Below are 17,376 nucleotides of genomic sequence, written 5' to 3'. Positions count from 1 at the left end.
TTCCCTTCAGACGATCGGGTCGTGGACGGTGACGAGCTTGGTGCCGTCCGGGAAGGTCGCCTCGACCTGAACGTCATGGATCATCTCGGGGATGCCCTCCATGACATCGGCGCGGGCGAGGACCTTGCGGCCCGAGGCCATGAGTTCGGCGACGGTGCGGCCGTCCCTGGCGCCTTCGAGGATGTGCGAAGTGATCAGGGCGACGGATTCGGGGTGATTGAGCAGCACCCCGCGCGCTCGGCGCTTCTCCGCCACGTCGGCGGCCACATGGATGAGCAGTCGTTCCTGCTCGTGCGGGGAGAGTTGCACGCGTCCACCTCACAGTCGTCCGGCCCGCCCGGGTGCAGCACGAAGCCGACCCACGTCAACACTCTGTTGACCACAGCGCGGGTGTCTCACGGCGAGCGGTTGAACGTTAGGCGGAGAGTTTTTCCGGCGCGTTAACTGATCTCGGTCTCACGCCGGGACGCACACGGACACGCAGGGACATCAGCGTCTGCGCACGGGCGACGAGCCCCGCTGCGTGGTTCTCACCTGCTGGGCTTTCACCCGGCTCATTGGCCCGTACGGACGAGGGCCGCGGTCGTATACGGACGGCGGCCGTCCGGGGCGCGCGGCCCTTCCGTGCGCCGGGGCGTGGTCAGCGGCGCTCGTCGGGGCGCCGGTGCTCGGCCGCGAGACCGAAACGCCCCCGTTCGCCGGTAGCGGATGCGGCCGAGCCGAGCGAGGAGACCGAGCTGATCACCTGCTCCTCGGCCGCCTCCTGATCCCGCTCGAGTCGTTCCAGGTCAGCGGCGGACACCAGCGCCACGAGCGGCTTTCCGTGGCGGGTCACGACGACGCGCTCCCCGCCGTAGACGACGCGGTTGATCAGTTCGGCGAGCTCTGCGCGGGCTTGCGTCACCGGAATCTCGTAGGCCATGCTCCCCAGCTTATCGGGCGTCCAGGGCGTTCATGTGGTCCAGAGAGAGGGCCGAAAGGCCAGGTCAGAGACTCCTAGCCCCGCCTCGAAAGGCGCATCTGTGAGATGCGTGTGAGAGACGGGCGGCCCCGCCCGGTGCTGAGAACACCGGACACGGGGCCTTGATCAGAACCCTTCTGCTCAAGGAGTCCGACCATGTCCCAGACCGTACCGTCCTACGTCAAGCCGTCCGGCCCGCCCGTCGTCCCGTACCTCGAAGAGGGGACGCTGAGCGGCATTCCGTCGCAGCCGGCGGCGAAGCAGCACCCCGAGCACGCGGAGACCGCCGACAGCAAGCTCCAGGCCCTCCTCGCCGCACACGGCATCACGCTTGAGATCCGCGCCCGCGGCGAAGGCCGCGACGACACCTCGATCGACTTCGGGTGCAGCGAGACCGGCGGCTACGTCTTCCGCGTCGGCCCGGACAGGGACCTGATGGAGGCGCTGGAGTTCGCGCACACCGTCATCAGGCGGCACAACATCCTGCCCGCGTCGCTCGACCCGGAGTTCCTCGCCGACCGCAAGCTGTCCCGCCTGGTGCCCGCCAAGGTCGGCCGCCCCGGCCACATCCAAACCATCCACATCGAGTGCCCTGAGTGGTGCGTCATGGACCACGAAGACCGCGTGGGCCACCTCGACGACGTCATGCACTACTCGGACTTCGACGTCGTCACGGTGCTGACCCTGACGGACGACGAGACGGCGCACTCCGAGCTGATGCTGAATGTCAGCTCCGACCCGTCCGCGAGTGACCCGCGTCTGCGGGCCGCGCACCTGGTCATCAACGACGGTGCGTCGACCGACGCGTACCTGACGCCGGACATGGCGGACGAGCTGGCGGACGATCTGATCGCGTTCGCCGCGCAGCTGCGCAACAAGGCCCGGACCGTGTGCCTGTACAACGCCGCCGGGAGCCAGGCATGAGCGGCGGGCGTGAGGCCCTGGCCCTGCTGCTGGCCCGCCGCATCCTGACCGACGCCGTCGACGTGCAGACGAAGCCGACGACCGCGGTCCGCATCCTCGCTGCCCGTGTCGGCGAGCTGGAGCAGGCCATCCGCGCCGCCGTAGCCGTCATCGACGAGCTGGCCACCGAGGAGACGACCGGTGTCCAGTAGCTGGCCGATCCGTCGCCCGACCGAGTGCGCCGCCATCGCGGCGGCCGCCCGGTCGGAGCGGCGGCTCCCCCCGATTCAGATCATCCTCGCCGACCTGCTCTCAGCGAATCAGCTGGGAGACAGGCACGGCGTCAACCTGTGCGCGCATAAGGCTGCGCGCGCCGCCCTCGGAGAGGTGGGCGAATGATGAAGCGTCCCGATTCACTGACCAGTCTGGCCGCTGGTGCCGCGGCCGTGACCGTGGCACTGACCGCCACGGCGTTCTGGCTGTCCTACGAGCACCTGCACGACGTCGCTGCGGCGAACGGGCTGACGGGCATCCGGGCTTGGGCCTGGCCCGGGACAGTGGACCTGTTCATCATCGCGGGCGAGCTGCTGATCCTGCGGGCGGCGATGCGCGGCCGGTTCGACTGGTTCGCCTACCTGCTCGCCGGGGTCGGTTCCCTCGGATCGATCGCGCTCAACGTGGCCGGCGTCGGCAAGGGCGCGGAGCTGATGGAGTACATCGTGGCGGCCGTACCTCCGTCCGCTGCTCTGATCGCTTTCGGTGCGCTCATGCGGCAGGTGCACGAGCACCTGGTGCCGCCCCCCGTACCCATCGAGACCGTTACCGCGGTAGCGGTCGAGCGTGTACCCGAGGTGTACCCGGCGCTCGAGGCGGCTGTACCTGCCGTACCCGAGGCCGTACCCGCAGGGGTGCGGCTGCTGCCGATCGTCGCCCGGCCGGAGGTCCGTCAGCCGGTCGGCTCGTTCGCCGCGGAGCAGCCGCGTACCCGCACCGAGGTACACGCCGACTACGTACCCGACCCCGTACCCGAGGACGACAAGGACCCGCTGACGGCTGCGGGCTTCGGCCTCGCCGCCGAGCAGTTCAAAGGCCAGCTATTCGACGGGAATGTGCCGTCGATCCGGGACATCAAAGGTCGGCTGAACGTCGGCCAGGACCGCGCCAAGGAGATCCAAGAGGCGTTCCGCGCGGCTCTGCCTGTGCTGGCCCGAGACGGGGTGACGGCGTGAGCGACATCGAGAAGGCCGCCCGCGACGCGGTGGAGGCCGCTCACAACAGCGAGCAACTGGCGCTCATCGCCGCTGTCCTGCAGGCGCAGCAGCTCACCCAGCACCAGGGGTGCCAGCATCCGCCGGCCCCGGTGCAGCAGCCCAACACCGGTAAGTGGATCGCGGTCGGTGTCGCTGCCCCGTTCCTCGCCGTCACCCTCGCCATCTCCGTCATGGCGTTCGCCATCTCCGCCGTAGCTCTCACGATCTGTGTCCTCGTACTTCGGTCCGTGTGGGCCGACATGCAGAAAGGGAAGAAGTCATGACCGCAGCCGAGTACCGCGAGAGGGCCGAGCGCCTGCTCACCAACAAGGTCATCGGTGGAGGCCTGCCCGAAGGCGCCGCCGAGGAAGCCAACGCGTGGGCGCTGCTCGCCGTGTCCGCCGCCATCTCCGAGACCGGAAAGGCGGCCACCGATGGCAACTGAACCGAAGCTCACCGCAGGCGAGAAGGTCAAGGTCGCCTGGTACGTCGCCCGCATGGCGAAGCGCGGCATCGCTGACGACCGCGAGTCCGGCGGCCGCGTCCACCAGGGCGACCTCGAGCGCAAGGTCGAGCGCGTCATCGACGGCGCCCGCAAGCGCGAAGGCAAGAGCAACTAGATACGCCACGGGGCGGCCGTACCCGGCACAGGTACACCGGCCGCCCCGTGTACCCCGCAACTCCTCAGAGAAGCAGGAGAGACCAGCATGACGGATCTTCACGTACCCGCCGACATTGAGGCCCCGGGTACACCTGTACCCGTCGTACTCGACAAGGAGGAGAAGCCGAGTACGCCCGTACCTGAGCCCGCGGCCGTCGAGGACAAGCCGCGGCGCCGTATCCGTATCGGGTCGCTGCGCCGCGTCGTCGTCGAGGCCCGCCAGAATCCCGTGTACCGGCAAGCCGTCCGGCACGGCGCCTACATCTGGGGCGGCGCCCGCGTCCTGACCCGCCGTACCTGGGAGGCCCGGACCACGGCCATGCACCACCGGATGATGCGGGTCGCCGAAGCGTCCGGCAACGAAGAGATGGTGCAGAAGTGGGAACAGCGCGCCTACGCCTACCGGTTCTCCCGGCACAAGCGGCGCATGGACCTGCTGCAGATGGCCATCAGCCTGCCGAAGGCCGTGTTCATGGCCGCCGCGGCCGGTACGGGCGTGCTGCTGGCGCTCGGCATCCTGATCGCCTGGCACAACCACGACGTGCACGACGTACTCGGCCCGCTCAACGCCGTGATTCAGCTGGTGGCGTGGCTGGCGTTCATCGCCTCCGTCATCTGGGACCCGTTCCTGTACTTGCTGCCGTTCCTCGCCATGGCCGGCGCTTGGGCAGTCGGCAAGAACCAGAAGACTGCACCCACCTGGGCGCTTCCGGTCGACGGTGACGAGCGGGACGTCGTGCCCGACGAGAACGCCATCATGCGCGCCCTGGGCAAGCTGGGTATTCCCCCACTCAACGCCGCGATCAAGGAGGGCTGGAAGCCCCGTTGGGTGCAGCCGTCGACCCGTTCCGGGAACGGGTGGCACGCGCAGCTGCAGCTCCCGGAGGGCGTCCCCCTCGAAATGATTAACGCCAAGAAGACCGTGCTGGCGCACAACCTGATGCGCAAGCCGATCGAGGTGTGGCCGACCGAGCCGCGCGACCAGGCCGGCGTGCTGGACCTGTGGGTCGCCGACCCCGGCGTACTCACCAAGCCGGTACCGTCCTGGCCGCTCCTGACAGAGGGAACGACCGACTTCTTCAGGGGCGTGCCCGTCGCACTCAACGCGCGTGGCGAGCAGGTCATCGCGCGGCTGATGGCCGCGAACTACCTGATCGCCGGAATCATGGGTTCGGGCAAGTCGTCGCTGGTCGTCTCCCTGCTCCTCGGCGCGATGCTCGACCCGCTGGTCGAGATCGACGTACACGTCCTGGCGTACAACTCCGACTACGACGCGATGCGGCCCCGCCTGCGGAGTCTGATCAAGGGCGACGACGACGAGCACGTGGTTGCGGCCATGAACACGCTGCGCGCCCTGGCCGGTGAGGTGTCCCGCCGCGGGCAGGAACTGGAACGCCTCGGCACGGACACCAAGGTCACTCGCGAGATGGCGGAACGCGACCCGTCCATGCGGCCGCGGATCGCCGTATTCGACGAGGTCCACGAGCTGTTCGGGCACCCGGTGCACGGCAAGGAAGCCAAGGAACTGGCGCTGAAGGTCACCAAGAAGGCCAGGAAGACGGCCATCATGATGCTGTGGATCACCCCGGATGCGGATGCGGCGAGCCTCCCGCGCGGGATCTCCAAGACTGTGTCCCACCGGGTCGCGTTCGCGATCAACGACCACCAGGGCAACGACGCGATCCTCGGCACCGGCATGCACAAGAACGGGTACTCGGCGACAACCCTCGTCGCAGGTGAAGACGTCGGCACCGCCATGGCCGCGGGCTTCGGGAAGACCCCCGGGCTGATCCGCTCCTACTACGTGCGGAAAGAGGCAGGCATCGACGAGATCACCCCGGTCGTCGAGCGGGCCATGAAGGCGTACAAGAACGACGAGGGCGTGTTCGAGGTGCCCTCGTTCGCTCCCGTCGACCATCTCGCCGACATCGCGGCCGTCCTCGGACACGAGCCGAAGATGCTCACGCAAGACGTGCTCCACGGGCTGAGCGACCGCAACCCGAACGAGTACGGCAACTGGTCGTTCCGGGATCTGCGGCGCATCCTCGACGACGCCGGGCACGGCGAGTACAAGACCGGTGGACGCCAACACGTCAGTCTCGACCGCGTCCTCGAGGCCATCGCCGCCCGCGACGAGGACGACATCGACGACGAGGGAGGCACCGAGGACTGAGGGAGTTCTCCCTACCCGCCTCCCCACCCTGCCTCCCTGTACATGACCTGCAGAAATGGCCAGTCAGGGAGGCAAGGGAGGCACCCGCCGAGGGGAGTCCGGAGGCCCGTATATGGGCTTCTGGGCTCCCCTTTTCTGCTTCCCTCCCTGTCCTCTCCGAGCAGGCCACGCCCTACGCTGAGGCGTATCGCCATGGCACGACGAGAGGGGCACGGCTCGTGGACATCCCCGACGACCTGACGACCGGCCAGAGAATCCGACTCCTGCGCGAGTCCCGGGGCATGTCCCGCGAGATGCTCGCCGGCATGTGCGGCCGCGGCCCCGACTGGCTCAAGAAGATTGAGAACGGGGAGCGCCAGCTACGGCAGAACGCCCTCGTACACCGGCTCGCCGCCGCGCTCCAACTCTCCGACGCGTCCGTCATCACAGGGACTTCAGGCGTCAGCCAGCCCGTACAGCTCGGCCGCCTCCACCACCCTGGCATGCCCCCGATCTGGGACGCCGTGATGAACCGGCGGCTCACCCTCGCCCGCCCCGCGCACCCGGTCGACGTGACCGCACTGCAGGGGCGCGTAGATCAGACCTGGATCCTGTGGCACTCCTCCGGGAACAACCGCACCGAGGTGCTGCGGCTGCTGCCGGCGCTCATCCGCGACGCCGAGACGGGCGTGCGCACCCTCGAAGGAACCGAGCGCCGCGCCGCGCTCGTCGCGCAGTCCGACGTGTACCGCCTCACCGGGCAGGCCACCGCCTACATCGCGCCGCCAGAGCTGGCGTGGGTGGTCGCAGACCGGGCGCTTGCCGCAGCGCAGGACGCCGACCAGCCGGCCGCCATAGCCGCGGCGGCATGGAACATGGGCAACATCCTGCGGGAAACCTCGTACCCCGAGGAGGCGCTGCAGGTGGTGACCGAGGCGGCCGACCTGATCCGCCCGCACCTCGAGGAGGCACCGGACGACTGGCGCGGCGTGTACGGCGCGCTGCAGCTGCACGCCGCGGTGACCGCGGCACGGGACGGCCGGTCCGGCGATGCCTGGCGGTACTGGGGCGCCGGCGACCAGGTCGCCAAATCCCTGCCCGCCAGCTACGTCCACCCGTCCACCGTGTTCGGCCGCGCCAACGTCGACTTCCATGCGGTCAGCGTGGCCACCGATCTGCGCACCTCCCGCAAGGCCCTGTCGCTGGCCGACGACATCGACCCCGACGCAATGCCCTCGGTCGAGCGGCGAGCCCGCCTGTGGGTCGAGGTGGCCCGCGGGCACCTGCAGCGCGGCGACCACACGGCCGCCCTCCACGTGATGCAGCTCGCCCACCAGATCGGCGCTGAGACAGTCGAGTTCACCCCCTCCGCGCTGACGGCCGTGACGGACCTGTGGCAGGGCGCACCGCGGGCACTGCGCCCCGAGGCTGCCCGCCTGGCCGAGAGGGTCGGCCTGCGCGAAGTGGGCTAGGGGGACGCTCTGGGTAAGGGGGACACTCTGTCCCCCTTACCCGCCGGTAGCTCCCTTACGGTGACGGTCCGTCAACGGCCGCTCACCACACGGGAGATCAGATGGCCGCCAACTGGCACGCTTCACCCCGCCCCAACGCCTCACCCTCAGGCGACACGAACACCGGCGAGATCCGCGTGCCCCTGGAACTCTGGTCCCTCGACCGGTCGCAGGGGAACGCGGATCTCGTGCTGTCCCGCGTCGAGGCCGAGCACCTGCACGCGCACCTGTCGTACCTGCTCCGCCAGGACAAGGTGGCCCAGGTCGGCTCTGCCCGCGTCTCCGGGATGGTGTGATGCGCTCCGTCATCAAGATGGCCGACTGGACCATCGGCGCGGACCGTACTCCGGGCGCCTCGCCGCCGATCCGCGAAGTCGAATGCACCAGCTGCCGGGAGCGCTCCGACGCCGACACCGGGCAGCTCGGCCCAGACGTGTGGGCCATCGCGCACACCGGCGCCACCGGCCACGACGGATTCCGGGAGATCGTGACGGCCTTCCTCCGCGTCATGCCGGCCCCCGGCAACCCGCTGCACCAGGAGCAGGTGGGACAGCCATGAGCGGCACCTAGACCCCTGCCCGCGCTCTGCACCCCGAACTGCGAGTGCGGGCAGGACCAGCGGCCCCGGTCTGTCTGCGTCCCCCGTCGCGGACAGACCGGGGCTACTCCTACGTGGCTGGCGACAGATGGGTCAATCCGCTACAGCAGCGTCTCCGCCGCGCCCTCAGGCAGCTCGGCAAGCTCAAGAGGAGTGCCGCCCACACGGTCACCCACGATCATGTAACGGCGGTCCGAGTACACCTCAACCGCCACTTCCCCGCGGCGGACCCGGCGCCCAGAAGGCACCGAACCGCGGAACCAGAGATGCAGGCCAGTCCCGGACCGGCCGCGCTCCGTGTACGTCGCCGGCAGCTGGTCCACGATCGCCTGCGCCCACGGCAACACCCGGCCATCAGTGACCGCGTGGTCCAGGTCGACAACGACGATCCGGTCCGAGGCGGTCAAGACGAAGCCGACACCCTCGCCAGCAGTCGCGGACACCGCGGAAGCGAAGTCCGACCACGATGAAGGGTCAGTGGTCGAAGCGAAACGGCCGTCCGTCCTCAACGGCACCTTCCGCGAGCTGTAGCGGACCCAGCGCGGTCGGGAGGTCAACTCGACCGGAACCCGGGCCGCCTGCTCACTGGTCACGCGCTCCGACTCGGCCCTGCGGCGCTCCCGATAGGCGGCCTGCTTGCACGCCAACGAGCAGAACTGGGCGTCCGGGCGTGCCAGCAGCGGCATGGGCTCGCTGCAGCGCGTGCACGTAGGTCGCTTAACAGTGGTCCTCATGGCTCCATCTTACCCGCCTAGTCGTTACGGCTACAAGGCTCTGACCAGCACTTCAGAGCTTGATCTGTCGTGACTTCGGTACAGTCCGGACATGGTTCGGCCGGCTCGGCTCCAGCTCGGCCGCCGCGAACACGGGGCCCATCAGATCGGCAGTCGGCGGGCCCACACGCTCCGGCAACTGCCGCTCAGACAGACCCCGCTCCGCAGCCCAATTGCGGCGGGCAGTGCGCCAGTCAAACAGCCCCAGATACCAGGCGCTGTACCACGGCGCCGGATCGTCCGGCTCAGGCTGCGGCCGCCACTCCCGCCAGTCGTACCGGGCCAAGCAGTCCGGCAGGCCGTGGGAGTCCGCGCGCCGCCTCACGCGACGATCCCGCGGACGCCATAGGACCCTCGAGCCGCACCACGGCGCTGAGGACGAGCATCCTCCTCGCCAGACGGCATCCTGAGCGAAGCCAGCAGACGCGCCAGCACCAGCGACTGCTGCCGATGCTCCGTGACAACCGGGTTCGTCACCCTGTCGCCCTTCTGGTTCACGACCGTCAGCGCGCCGCGGGCCGCCTCAAGTGACAGCCGATCCAGCAGATCGGCGGTACGGCACGCCTGCAGCAAGAGCAGCTGCTCGTGTACGTCCAGATCGAACGGCGCGGCCACCGACTCCCACAGCCGGACACCCGACACGTCGAGTCCGTCCGGTGTCTCCAGTGCCTCCATCGTCATCCCCTCCTAGGGGTCTGTTACGGCTCCAGCGCTCTGACCTGCGGTGACACCCCAGAGGCCGGTACGGCTACGGAGCCCGTACCTGACGGGGGGTCAGCGTATCCAGCAAACCCGCAGGTCAGGGGCTTGCATGGGATCGATTCAGGGGTCAGCGACAGGCGCCAGCTATACGGCACCGATCGCCGAGGGGGTGGGGGGAGGGAGGGGATGCCAGGGTGCGGGTGTGCCCCGAACGGCCTGAGGGGAGGGGCCGTTCGGGGCGTCGGCGCTGGTGCAGTCGAGGTAGCCGGCCGCTACACCATGGGTCTGACACTCGCCATGAACATCGAGTTCAGTGCCTTTGACGCCGAGTTCATGGGTCATGCGGTCAGCAGCTCCCGCACGTTGGCCTCTGCGCCCTTGCGGGTGTTGGCAGCACGCGCTGCGTGGCCTGCGTCCCGCCACCGCTCCACCACTGCGCTGCGCTGCCTGACTTCTCCTGGTGTCGCGAGGCTGAGTGTCAGCTCCTGCTGTCGGACGAGGTAGACCCACCGTGCGACGGGCTGCCCCCTCAGCTCACGCCACCGGCTGATGGCTGGTGACAGCTGCTTCCAGTCCTCGGCCATGACCCGCTCGGTGGTGGGGTCGGGCATTGCGGCTACCGCGTACAGGGCGTTGTCCCTGCCTCCGTCGCTGCCTGCTACCTGGGCAATGTCTGCCCTGTCGGATACCAGCTGCTCGAGTTGTGCGACTGCTCCTGACGCCTTCTCGTGGGCGACCGTGTGAACCGGGTTGTTCCAGTTCATGCGGCGGGCGTCGATGCGGCTGAGGTCTTCGGGCAGTTTTGCCGCGGCCTTGCGCACGGTGGTGACGAGGGCGGTGAACTCTTTCTCCAGGCCGGCCACCCACGCGGGTACGGCGTCGATGGTGGCCTGGACGTACCGGGTGTCGGCTTCTTCGCTGAACAGGTTCGCGGCCCGCCGGGTGACGTCGGCCAGGCGCAGCGCTTCGGCGTGCTGGCGGATGACTTCTGCGGCTTCGGCTGCCGTGTCGGGCAGGGCGGGCCGTTCGGGGTCGGGGGTGCGGCCGGTCTCGAAGACGGCGGTACGCAGCCGCTGGGCTTCGTACACGGCGTCGGGTACGGGTAGCTTGCGCCGCTCGGCCGCAGATACGGCCTTGTCGGCGTTGCTGACGTTGGCTCCTACGGACATCACGCGGCCTCCAGTTCCTGGGCGGCGAGCTCTGCGACCTGGTGGGGGCTGGCGTCGGCGATGGCCGAGGGCGGGACGACGACGTGCGCGAAGGTGTGGTGCATCCGCCATTCGCTGGTGGCGCTGGTGTCGGGCAGCTGGTTGAACTCCTTGGCTGCCTCGCGGAATCCGGGCTGGTGGTCGGCGTAGCTGGTGAGTACGTCGCTCCAGCCGAAGTCGGCCGCGTGGGCGGCGAGCGCCTGGGCGTAGATGTGGTCGCCCTCGCGCTGCGCCTTCTTCAGCATCTCGGCCGCCACCCGCGGGTTTTCGATCTGGGCGGCCCGGTCGTTGGCGTCACGACGGGCGAGGACGGTCTGAGCGTCGGCACTGCCGGACTCGCGGCCGAACATCTTCCGCTGCAGCTGCTCGCGCCGGTCCTCGATGGCCTTCAGTTCCTGCTGCCGGATCTGCTCCATCGCGTCCTGCGCCTGCTTGAACGCCTTGGCGGCCATGACCTTCTTGGCGTGGTCGCTGTAGGTGCGGTTGTTCTCGATGCGCTCGATCTGGCGGGCGTAGTTGTCGTTGATCTGCTGGACGTTCATCGGGTCTCCTCGGTCGTCATGGGTTCGTAGTGGGGGCACTGGGGGGCGTGCTGGTCGGTGCAGTGGCGGCGTTCGTTGCGGCAGAGCCGTGCTCCGCAGCCGGCGACACAGAGCCGGTAGGTGCTGCGCTTCACGGGCCGGTCGCAGGCGGCGCAGCGGAGCCGGGCCCGGGTCACGGCTGCTCCCGTTCCCATCGCCGGATTTTGGCGGCGTGCCTGGCTTCGAGGCCGTGGGCGCGGGCTTCGGCGAGCTCTTCGCGTCGGCGCCGTTGCTCGGCCGCCTTGGCCTTTACCGCGGCTATGCGTGCGGCTACGGCCTGCTCGACGTAGCTGGTCATGGCCGCCTCACACCGCGATGAAGAGTTGGGGGAGCTGGGCGAGGCTGGTGTAGACGTCTCGGTGCCGCTGTCGGCGAGCCGCTTCCTGGTTGCACGTCGCTTGGAACTCGGCGAGGAGTTCGTCGTGCGTGCGTCCGAAGGTGGCTACCTGAGCGGCCAGCTCGGCACAGGCGGCGTCATGGGCTGCCTGTGCTTCGTCCAAGCGCTCTAGGCGTCGCTGACGGTCGCGCTCGCGCCACTCGGGGTCCGCGTCCGGCGCGTGGGTCTCCCATGACTGCAGCCACTCCGTGGCCCGAGTCAGTTCCGCGTGAGCGTTGGCTGCGGCGACGGCCAGGGCGTCCGCGTATCCCCAGGCAGGGAACGTGTGCGGCGTCCTGTACGTGATCTCGTCGCTGTACTTCGTGCCGTGCTGCTGTTCCTTGTTCAGCGGGCAGTCCGGGCGCCGGCCGCTGAGCCACTCCAGAACCGAGCTGGTCAGGTACCGGCTCACGGCCACGGACTCGAAGGCGAGCGGCCGATGCCGAGTGACTCCTGGGTCAAAGTCGGGCTGGTGGCTGACGTTCGCGCGTCGGAGCTCCTGCCCCTGCTGCCAGACGATGTGCCGGTGCGGGTAGTCGTCGGCGCACTTGTCGGGGTGGTAGTTGACGTAGCCCCAGGGCACGCCGTTGAGGGTCCCGTCGTGAGCAATCAGCCGGGCCTTCTCCAGTTGCCGGAAGACAGACAGGGTGACCTGCTTGCTGCCGATCGTTATGGCCTTGATCTCGATGGCGACGGTCGTGATCGTGGCGTTCTGAGTGGTGAGTTGCTTCGTCATTGGTTACTCCTTGGCGATCGGCGAGGGCGGTACGCTGCGTACCATCTGCGTACCGCTTTGCGTACCGCCTCTAAATGGCTTCTGACCTGGGGTTATCTCTAGATCTATGTGAGTGGTACGCAAGGTACGCAGGAAGAGACCCACATGTACGTGCGCATGTGCGCGGCAGGTTTTGGGGTGTCTCTCCGGCGAAACTGCGTACCACCCCCGGGGCACTCGCCCACATGACGTCTGACCAGCGGAAACGGGCTTCACGGGGTGGTACGCGGAGATGCGTACCGCCCGCGTACCAGGGCCGTTCACAGCTCCTCCTGGACGTCTTCGTCGACCGCGAGAGCCTTCGGCGTGAAGGAGAAGCACCGGGCCTGGCCGCCGTCGAAACGGATCGGAATGAGGTGAGGCGGTCGCTGCTTCGGCCGCACGTCGAGGTATCCCGCATCGATCCAGCCGCCGAGCACGGCGTCGAGGCTGTACCCGGCGTCGGCGAGAATTCCGCGGAGACGTTCGGGCAGGATCGCTACCCGCGTCTCGTTGCCCGTGTGCTTCTTGGCACCGAGCCAGCCACGGAGCGGCGGGCGGTCCTCGTGGTTTGGCCACAGTTCCCACGCGTGGGAAGCGATGTACTCGCGGACGACGTCCATCGCCATCTCGGGCCGGTTGTCGGTCGGGTTATGTGCGGCGAACATCCGCCGCCACTGCTCCTCAGCCAGCGGCTGGTACGGCAGAAGGCCAGCCTCATGGGCAAGGAGTTCGGCCAGGACCAGGGCGGCGACCATGGGCGCACGCCGGGCGGTCATGTCGTTGTTGCCGCGGAGCTTCTCAGTCAACGATCCGTGCATGTCTTTGATGGCTTCGAAGCCGCCGGGCTTGTCCTTGAGCTCACGGATGTAGGCGACGAACTCGGGACCGGCATGACCGAAGTTGGCGAGCACGCCCTCACGGGCCTTCACTGCGGCCTGCCCGCCGTTGTTCCCGAAGGGCGGCATCGTCGTACCGAGGATGCGCGCAGCGGCGCCCTGGGCTGTCGTGAAGGACAGTGCGGGCCGCTCCCCCGACGAAAGGAGGATCGTCTCCCAGGGCAGCATGTTGCCGAAGGCGCCACCGGACCGCGCCTTGCCGTGGTTCATCGGCAGCTGGTACAGCACCTCATCAATGAGACTTTCCTCGGTCACGGCCATGGTCTCGTCGAAGACGGTGACGATCCCGCGCACCAGGTTGAGCCGCTTCTCGATGGCGTACAGGGTGGTGCGCCAGTTGGACATGGCGTCGGACTGCTCGCTGGGATTGGCCCAGACGCTGAGTGCGCATTGCAGGGCGGTCGTCTTTCCCTTGGTGCTGCGCGAGGAGATGTCCAGGGTGAAGGAGTTGATGCCGAGCAGGCGGAGCAGCGGAGCTGCGAACCCGGCGGCGACGGCGACGCGCGGCACCGGGTACGGCTCCAGACCTTTGATGGTGGCCTTCCAGCCATCGAGCGTGCCCTTGCGGCAGTGCGCGCGGGCGGGGCCCTTCTGCTCGTCGTACAGAACGTCGACCTTGACGTCGTCGTCCGGGGACGACACGAAGCTTCCGTCAGGCTGCCAGCCCAGCCAGTGGGCGAGCTGCTCGCTCGGGATCTTCCTGCGGTTGACGGCCTCGAACTCTGCGAGCCAGCGTTCAAGGACGCGCGCGTCTCCCTCAACGGCGGGCAGGCCGGCGCCTCCGAGATGCCGGACAAGTTCCCGGCCGCGCTTGGCGATCTCCCTTGAGACGATGCGGGAGACGATCCGGCGGTTGCCCTTGCTGCGGTCGATCCAGGAAAGCTCTACGTACTGCTCTCCTTCGGGGTCTTCGAACGTCGCGGTGACGACGAGGGGTTCGAAGGCGAACCGCACCCACACCTCTTCGCCCTTACCGAGGACGCGCTTGATGGCAACGCCCTTGTAGGTGATGCGGTAGCCGCCCGGTGTATGCGTGTCGGCAGGGAGTCCGAACACCTGGTCGTACTCGAACCCGACGTCCGGATCAGATGCGCTGGCCTGCTGCCCGTCCTCGGGCTGGCCGGGCACTGCCCGCAGCGGGGGGTCCGGCTTGGGATCGTCGTCCCCCGGCGGCGCGTCGCGTTCCTGGTGCGTGGTCAAGCCGCTGCCCTCCCTTCGGTGTAGGTGAGGTAGCGCCCGGGCTTGCCGGGCACGCGGATGGGCGGCCAGCCGGGCGTAGCACGCAGCTGGTGCGGGGGCTTGGGCTTGCGGGCTTCGGCGAGCTCGGCAGCTGTGCGGCCGGTCCACAGCGGCGGCTTGGGGGCGGTGGCCTCTTGCAGCCACTCGACGACCCCGTCTCCGTACTTCCGCCACATCTCGGCCGCGTCCAGAGCGGCAGCAAGGCGCTTCGGGTCGTCGGGGTGGAGGTCGATCCACGCCCGGCTGCCGTACTCAGGGAAGCTGCGGGCGAAGAACAAGCTGCGCGCCTCGGCCCACAGCTTCACGAAGTCGCCAGGCTCAATGGTGGGTTGGTCGTCTGTCTGCGGCACGGGGGTCTCGCCCTGACATTCGTCGCGGCAGTCGAGCGGGTCGCGGTGTCCGCACTCCAGGGGCTCGCACCGTGAGGCTGCTTCACGGCGGCGCTGGAGCTGTGCGACGATGTCGACAGACCCGCCCGCAGTGAGGTCTTCCGGAAACCCCGCACCTTGCACGTGCGGGGTTTCTGCGTTCTGGATCATTCGGCTTGCTCCTCCCCAGAGAGGAGGCGGACCAGGTCGGCCGTGATGACGACGCTTCGGCGCCCGAAGGACAGGGTCTTGACGGGCGATTCGCCGCGCCTGATGAGCTCATACAGGTGTGACTTGCTGATCCGTAGGGCGCGGGCTGCCTGCGGCACGGTGGCCGTTGCTGGCCACTTCCGCACCTCGGCGAGCGTGGGAACGTCGAGTGTCGTCACGCCGCACCCCGCTGCTGGTCGTCGACTCGCTCCTGCTCCCATTGCTGGAAGTCGGCGAGTCGGTAGCGGACGCGTCCGCCCCTGCCCGGGGTGAGCTTGAAGTACCGAGGTCCGATGCCTAGCCATCGCCAGTTCTGCAGGGTGCGGACGCTGACCTTGAGGCGGGCGGCGACCTGCCGCTCTGTGAGGTCGTCCTGATCCATCTGCGCTCCGTTTCGAGATTTTCTCGAAGAAGGGGTTGCATCATCGCGGGAAAGTCCGTGATGATGGCGAGCGTAAGGCCAAGCGGATCCATCCGCAAGATCCTGATGAAATTCGAGAAGATCTCGATGGTTACCATGCGGGATCATGACGACAGGACGCATTGAATTGGGCCCCAACGGACGAGCAGTAGCCGCGAATGTGAAGCGGTTGCGCACAGCGCGCGGGATGAGCCTTCGGGCTCTCTCTGAAGCGCTGAGCGAGGTAGGCCGCGGCCTGAGTCAGGACGCGATCAACAAGATCGAGAACGGCGCCAAGCCGGACGCCAAGCAGGTGCGTCGCGTGGACGTGGACGACCTCGTCGCCCTCGCTGTCGCGCTCCGCGTCAACCCGTCAGCGCTGCTCCTACCCCTCACCGACGACCCGGCCGAGACGATCGAGGTAACCGGAGTCGGATCCGTGCTCGCCGATCGAGCCTGGGACTGGGTCGATGGCGAGCTGCCGATCGAGAAGATCAAGCCGGGGGATCCGGGCGGTGCGATTTTGCGATTCCAGCTCGACGCTCGCCCCGCAGGCCGACGCATGCAGTTGGGAGCCAGTGAAAGTGGTGACGACGATGGCTGACCCGATCAAGAAGGTGACCCTGCAGAGCGGCAAGGTCCGCTATCGGTTCGTCATCGACGCCGGCCGCGACAGTGACGGCAGGCGCAAGCAGGTGACGGTCACGATGGACACGCTGAAGGAGGCCCGCGACGAACTGGCCCGGATGCGGCACGAGCGGCGTACCGGGCAGCTGATCCTCCCCAGCAAGATGACGGTGTCCCAGCTGCTCGACGCCTACATGGCGAGCAAGAAGGACGACATCGAGGAGTCCACGCTCGTCGGCTACCGCAATGCCCTCGTGCACGTACACCAGCAGCTCGGGCACATGCGGCTGCAGGAGCTCACCGAGGACCACGTCGAGGAGTTCGTGACGTGGCTTCTGGTGGGCGCCAGGCGCCGCGGCGGCGAGAAGGGGACCGGCATCCGCCCGTCGACCGCTGACGGTGTCCTCGGCCGCCTGCGTGCCGCGCTGCGGCTGGCCGTGCGCCGCCGCCTGGTGGCCCGCAACGTCGCCGAGTACGTCACCGTGCCGCGCATGGCCCGTAAGGCGGACAAGCGGGAGAACCAGCGGGAGAAGCCGTGGAACGAGACGGAGGTGAAGACCTTCGTCGTCGGTATACGCGACGACCGCATGTTCGCCCCGCTGTTGCTCGGCCTGATGGGTCTGCGCCCCGCGGAGGTAGCCGGCCTGCGCTGGTCGGATATCGACTTCGCGGCGAGCACACTCTCCGTCGCCAACACCCGCACGATGATCGGCAACGCCCGGGTGCTGGAGAAGGACACGAAGAGCGAGGCGGGCGAGCGGACGCTCCCTCTGCCTGAGCCGGTGCGCCTGGCCCTGCTGCAGTCGCAGGTGCTGCACGAGGCGGAGAAGGCCGCCATGGGCTCGTACTACCTGGAGTCCGGGTACGTGTTCGTCGACCTGCTCGGGCAGGCCATGAGCACACGCCAACTGCGGGAGCATGCCTACTCGCTGATGGCGAAGGTGGGCCTGCGCAAGGTCCGCCTGTACGACGCCCGCCACAGCTGCCTGACGTTCCTCGCGAACAGCGGCATCCCGGATCACATCCTCGCGGCGTGGGCCGGCCACACAAATGCGTCGTTCACGAAACGCGTCTACGTCCACCCGACGGCCGCCGATATGGGCGAAGCCGTGGTCCATCTGAACGCTCTGCTTGGTGTCGGCGACGGGGCTCCTGAAGCCCCGATGTGAGACATCGTGAGATATTCGCTCTCACGCTGGGAGC

General features: G+C 68.3%; 26 protein-coding genes. 13 read left to right on the top strand and 13 right to left on the bottom strand.

Annotated features, from left to right (window positions below; all coding sequences use genetic code 11):
• Window positions 1-6 precede the first annotated feature (6 nt).
• Together OHA61_RS34345 and OHA61_RS34340 are read right to left on the bottom strand one after the other, a co-directional pair.
• Window positions 7-309 (bottom strand): urease subunit gamma, encoded by a 303-nt coding sequence (locus OHA61_RS34345; RefSeq protein WP_385304940.1) that lies wholly within the window; start codon window positions 307-309, stop codon window positions 7-9.
• A 331-nt stretch (window positions 310-640) separates the two neighbouring features.
• Window positions 641-922: a type II toxin-antitoxin system Phd/YefM family antitoxin gene (locus OHA61_RS34340; protein WP_361912642.1), complete on the bottom strand. Its 282-nt coding sequence runs from the start codon at window positions 920-922 to the stop codon at window positions 641-643.
• A 195-nt stretch (window positions 923-1,117) separates the two neighbouring features.
• Between OHA61_RS34340 and OHA61_RS34335 the strand changes: the two genes are divergently transcribed.
• From OHA61_RS34335 to OHA61_RS34285, 11 genes are all read left to right on the top strand, one after another.
• Complete coding sequence (locus OHA61_RS34335; RefSeq protein WP_406306294.1) at window positions 1,118-1,885, top strand: DUF6907 domain-containing protein; 768 nt, start codon at window positions 1,118-1,120, stop codon at window positions 1,883-1,885.
• Entirely contained in the window at window positions 1,882-2,076 is a 195-nt protein-coding gene (locus tag OHA61_RS34330) for a hypothetical protein (protein WP_406306293.1), read from the top strand. Before OHA61_RS34335 ends, OHA61_RS34330 begins: the two co-directional genes overlap by 4 nt.
• Window positions 2,066-2,263 (top strand): hypothetical protein, encoded by a 198-nt coding sequence (locus OHA61_RS34325; RefSeq protein WP_406306292.1) that lies wholly within the window; start codon window positions 2,066-2,068, stop codon window positions 2,261-2,263. Before OHA61_RS34330 ends, OHA61_RS34325 begins: the two co-directional genes overlap by 11 nt.
• Window positions 2,260-3,093: a DUF2637 domain-containing protein gene (locus tag OHA61_RS34320; RefSeq protein ID WP_406306291.1), complete on the top strand. Its 834-nt coding sequence runs from the start codon at window positions 2,260-2,262 to the stop codon at window positions 3,091-3,093. The genes OHA61_RS34325 and OHA61_RS34320 overlap by 4 nt, the downstream gene beginning before the upstream one ends.
• Window positions 3,090-3,398: a hypothetical protein gene (locus tag OHA61_RS34315; RefSeq protein WP_406306290.1), complete on the top strand. Its 309-nt coding sequence runs from the start codon at window positions 3,090-3,092 to the stop codon at window positions 3,396-3,398. Before OHA61_RS34320 ends, OHA61_RS34315 begins: the two co-directional genes overlap by 4 nt.
• Window positions 3,395-3,559, top strand: a complete 165-nt coding sequence (locus OHA61_RS34310) for a hypothetical protein (protein ID WP_406306289.1) — start codon at window positions 3,395-3,397, stop codon at window positions 3,557-3,559. Before OHA61_RS34315 ends, OHA61_RS34310 begins: the two co-directional genes overlap by 4 nt.
• Window positions 3,549-3,734: a DUF6257 family protein gene (locus OHA61_RS34305; RefSeq protein ID WP_406306288.1), complete on the top strand. Its 186-nt coding sequence runs from the start codon at window positions 3,549-3,551 to the stop codon at window positions 3,732-3,734. Before OHA61_RS34310 ends, OHA61_RS34305 begins: the two co-directional genes overlap by 11 nt.
• Window positions 3,735-3,821: 87 nt before the next feature.
• Window positions 3,822-5,948, top strand: a complete 2,127-nt coding sequence (locus OHA61_RS34300; protein WP_406306287.1) for a cell division protein FtsK — start codon at window positions 3,822-3,824, stop codon at window positions 5,946-5,948.
• A gap of 218 nt (window positions 5,949-6,166) precedes the next feature.
• Window positions 6,167-7,399, top strand: coding sequence for a helix-turn-helix domain-containing protein (locus OHA61_RS34295; protein ID WP_406306286.1), 1,233 nt, complete (start codon window positions 6,167-6,169; stop codon window positions 7,397-7,399).
• A 101-nt stretch (window positions 7,400-7,500) separates the two neighbouring features.
• Window positions 7,501-7,734: a hypothetical protein gene (locus OHA61_RS34290; protein WP_406306285.1), complete on the top strand. Its 234-nt coding sequence runs from the start codon at window positions 7,501-7,503 to the stop codon at window positions 7,732-7,734.
• Window positions 7,734-7,997, top strand: a complete 264-nt coding sequence (locus OHA61_RS34285) for a hypothetical protein (protein ID WP_406306284.1) — start codon at window positions 7,734-7,736, stop codon at window positions 7,995-7,997. The genes OHA61_RS34290 and OHA61_RS34285 overlap by 1 nt, the downstream gene beginning before the upstream one ends.
• A 140-nt stretch (window positions 7,998-8,137) precedes the next feature.
• On the opposite strand, the gene OHA61_RS34280 is transcribed toward OHA61_RS34285, so the two are convergent.
• The 11 genes from OHA61_RS34280 to OHA61_RS34230 all read right to left on the bottom strand — a co-directional run bounded on the left by OHA61_RS34280 (window position 8,138) and on the right by OHA61_RS34230 (window position 15,528).
• Window positions 8,138-8,770 carry a bifunctional DNA primase/polymerase gene (locus OHA61_RS34280; RefSeq protein ID WP_406306283.1) on the bottom strand — a complete coding sequence of 211 codons (633 nt, stop codon included), beginning with the start codon at window positions 8,768-8,770 and terminating at the stop codon, window positions 8,138-8,140.
• Window positions 8,771-9,130: 360 nt separating this feature from the next.
• The gene (locus OHA61_RS34275; protein ID WP_406306282.1) at window positions 9,131-9,490 is read right to left on the bottom strand and encodes a hypothetical protein; all 360 of its coding nucleotides are present in this window, start codon (window positions 9,488-9,490) and stop codon (window positions 9,131-9,133) included.
• Between the two features lie 359 nt (window positions 9,491-9,849).
• Window positions 9,850-10,680, bottom strand: a complete 831-nt coding sequence (locus OHA61_RS34270) for a hypothetical protein (protein ID WP_406306281.1) — start codon at window positions 10,678-10,680, stop codon at window positions 9,850-9,852.
• Entirely contained in the window at window positions 10,680-11,261 is a 582-nt protein-coding gene (locus OHA61_RS34265; RefSeq protein ID WP_406306280.1) for a hypothetical protein, read from the bottom strand. Before OHA61_RS34265 ends, OHA61_RS34270 begins: the two co-directional genes overlap by 1 nt.
• Window positions 11,258-11,455 carry a hypothetical protein gene (locus tag OHA61_RS34260; RefSeq protein ID WP_406306279.1) on the bottom strand — a complete coding sequence of 66 codons (198 nt, stop codon included), beginning with the start codon at window positions 11,453-11,455 and terminating at the stop codon, window positions 11,258-11,260. Before OHA61_RS34260 ends, OHA61_RS34265 begins: the two co-directional genes overlap by 4 nt.
• Complete coding sequence (locus OHA61_RS34255; protein WP_406306278.1) at window positions 11,434-11,598, bottom strand: hypothetical protein; 165 nt, start codon at window positions 11,596-11,598, stop codon at window positions 11,434-11,436. The genes OHA61_RS34260 and OHA61_RS34255 overlap by 22 nt, the downstream gene beginning before the upstream one ends.
• Window positions 11,599-11,605: 7 nt before the next feature.
• Window positions 11,606-12,412 carry a hypothetical protein gene (locus tag OHA61_RS34250; protein ID WP_406306277.1) on the bottom strand — a complete coding sequence of 269 codons (807 nt, stop codon included), beginning with the start codon at window positions 12,410-12,412 and terminating at the stop codon, window positions 11,606-11,608.
• Between the two features lie 299 nt (window positions 12,413-12,711).
• Window positions 12,712-14,529 (bottom strand): DUF927 domain-containing protein, encoded by a 1,818-nt coding sequence (locus OHA61_RS34245; RefSeq protein ID WP_406306276.1) that lies wholly within the window; start codon window positions 14,527-14,529, stop codon window positions 12,712-12,714.
• Complete coding sequence (locus tag OHA61_RS34240) at window positions 14,526-15,107, bottom strand: hypothetical protein (protein ID WP_406306275.1); 582 nt, start codon at window positions 15,105-15,107, stop codon at window positions 14,526-14,528. The genes OHA61_RS34245 and OHA61_RS34240 overlap by 4 nt, the downstream gene beginning before the upstream one ends.
• Window positions 15,104-15,325, bottom strand: a complete 222-nt coding sequence (locus OHA61_RS34235) for a helix-turn-helix transcriptional regulator (protein WP_406306274.1) — start codon at window positions 15,323-15,325, stop codon at window positions 15,104-15,106. The genes OHA61_RS34240 and OHA61_RS34235 overlap by 4 nt, the downstream gene beginning before the upstream one ends.
• The gene (locus OHA61_RS34230) at window positions 15,322-15,528 is read right to left on the bottom strand and encodes a helix-turn-helix transcriptional regulator (protein ID WP_406306273.1); all 207 of its coding nucleotides are present in this window, start codon (window positions 15,526-15,528) and stop codon (window positions 15,322-15,324) included. The genes OHA61_RS34235 and OHA61_RS34230 overlap by 4 nt, the downstream gene beginning before the upstream one ends.
• 145 nt (window positions 15,529-15,673) lie before the next feature.
• On the opposite strand from OHA61_RS34230, the gene OHA61_RS34225 reads away from it, so the two are divergent.
• Entirely contained in the window at window positions 15,674-16,150 is a 477-nt protein-coding gene (locus tag OHA61_RS34225) for a helix-turn-helix domain-containing protein (protein ID WP_406306272.1), read from the top strand.
• On the top strand, window positions 16,143-17,342 hold the full coding sequence (locus OHA61_RS34220) for a tyrosine-type recombinase/integrase (protein WP_406306271.1): 1,200 nt from the start codon (window positions 16,143-16,145) through the stop codon (window positions 17,340-17,342). Before OHA61_RS34225 ends, OHA61_RS34220 begins: the two co-directional genes overlap by 8 nt.
• Window positions 17,343-17,376 lie beyond the last annotated feature (34 nt).

Source organism: Streptomyces sp. NBC_00885 (assembly GCF_045207475.1).
Classification (GTDB): domain Bacteria; phylum Actinomycetota; class Actinomycetes; order Streptomycetales; family Streptomycetaceae; genus Streptomyces.
This window is presented reverse-complemented; position numbering and strand designations above follow the sequence as displayed.

Bases quoted from the DNA above. Each gene is read 5' to 3' on its own strand.
- OHA61_RS34240 (WP_406306275.1), bottom strand. From the start codon at position 15,107: ATGATCCAGAACGCAGAAACCCCGCACGTGCAAGGTGCGGGGTTTCCG.
- OHA61_RS34250 (WP_406306277.1), bottom strand. From the start codon at position 12,412: ATGACGAAGCAACTCACCACTCAGAACGCCACGATCACGACCGTCGCC.
- OHA61_RS34320 (WP_406306291.1), top strand. From the start codon at position 2,260: ATGATGAAGCGTCCCGATTCACTGACCAGTCTGGCCGCTGGTGCCGCG.
- OHA61_RS34280 (WP_406306283.1), bottom strand. From the start codon at position 8,770: ATGAGGACCACTGTTAAGCGACCTACGTGCACGCGCTGCAGCGAGCCC.
- OHA61_RS34285 (WP_406306284.1), top strand. From the start codon at position 7,734: ATGCGCTCCGTCATCAAGATGGCCGACTGGACCATCGGCGCGGACCGT.
- OHA61_RS34265 (WP_406306280.1), bottom strand. From the start codon at position 11,261: ATGAACGTCCAGCAGATCAACGACAACTACGCCCGCCAGATCGAGCGC.
- OHA61_RS34310 (WP_406306289.1), top strand. From the start codon at position 3,395: ATGACCGCAGCCGAGTACCGCGAGAGGGCCGAGCGCCTGCTCACCAAC.
- OHA61_RS34275 (WP_406306282.1), bottom strand. From the start codon at position 9,490: ATGACGATGGAGGCACTGGAGACACCGGACGGACTCGACGTGTCGGGT.
- OHA61_RS34255 (WP_406306278.1), bottom strand. From the start codon at position 11,598: ATGACCAGCTACGTCGAGCAGGCCGTAGCCGCACGCATAGCCGCGGTA.
- OHA61_RS34340 (WP_361912642.1), bottom strand. From the start codon at position 922: ATGGCCTACGAGATTCCGGTGACGCAAGCCCGCGCAGAGCTCGCCGAA.
- OHA61_RS34220 (WP_406306271.1), top strand. From the start codon at position 16,143: ATGGCTGACCCGATCAAGAAGGTGACCCTGCAGAGCGGCAAGGTCCGC.
- OHA61_RS34230 (WP_406306273.1), bottom strand. From the start codon at position 15,528: ATGGATCAGGACGACCTCACAGAGCGGCAGGTCGCCGCCCGCCTCAAG.
- OHA61_RS34270 (WP_406306281.1), bottom strand. From the start codon at position 10,680: ATGTCCGTAGGAGCCAACGTCAGCAACGCCGACAAGGCCGTATCTGCG.
- OHA61_RS34225 (WP_406306272.1), top strand. From the start codon at position 15,674: ATGACGACAGGACGCATTGAATTGGGCCCCAACGGACGAGCAGTAGCC.
- OHA61_RS34260 (WP_406306279.1), bottom strand. From the start codon at position 11,455: ATGGGAACGGGAGCAGCCGTGACCCGGGCCCGGCTCCGCTGCGCCGCC.
- OHA61_RS34300 (WP_406306287.1), top strand. From the start codon at position 3,822: ATGACGGATCTTCACGTACCCGCCGACATTGAGGCCCCGGGTACACCT.
- OHA61_RS34330 (WP_406306293.1), top strand. From the start codon at position 1,882: ATGAGCGGCGGGCGTGAGGCCCTGGCCCTGCTGCTGGCCCGCCGCATC.
- OHA61_RS34305 (WP_406306288.1), top strand. From the start codon at position 3,549: ATGGCAACTGAACCGAAGCTCACCGCAGGCGAGAAGGTCAAGGTCGCC.
- OHA61_RS34335 (WP_406306294.1), top strand. From the start codon at position 1,118: ATGTCCCAGACCGTACCGTCCTACGTCAAGCCGTCCGGCCCGCCCGTC.
- OHA61_RS34290 (WP_406306285.1), top strand. From the start codon at position 7,501: ATGGCCGCCAACTGGCACGCTTCACCCCGCCCCAACGCCTCACCCTCA.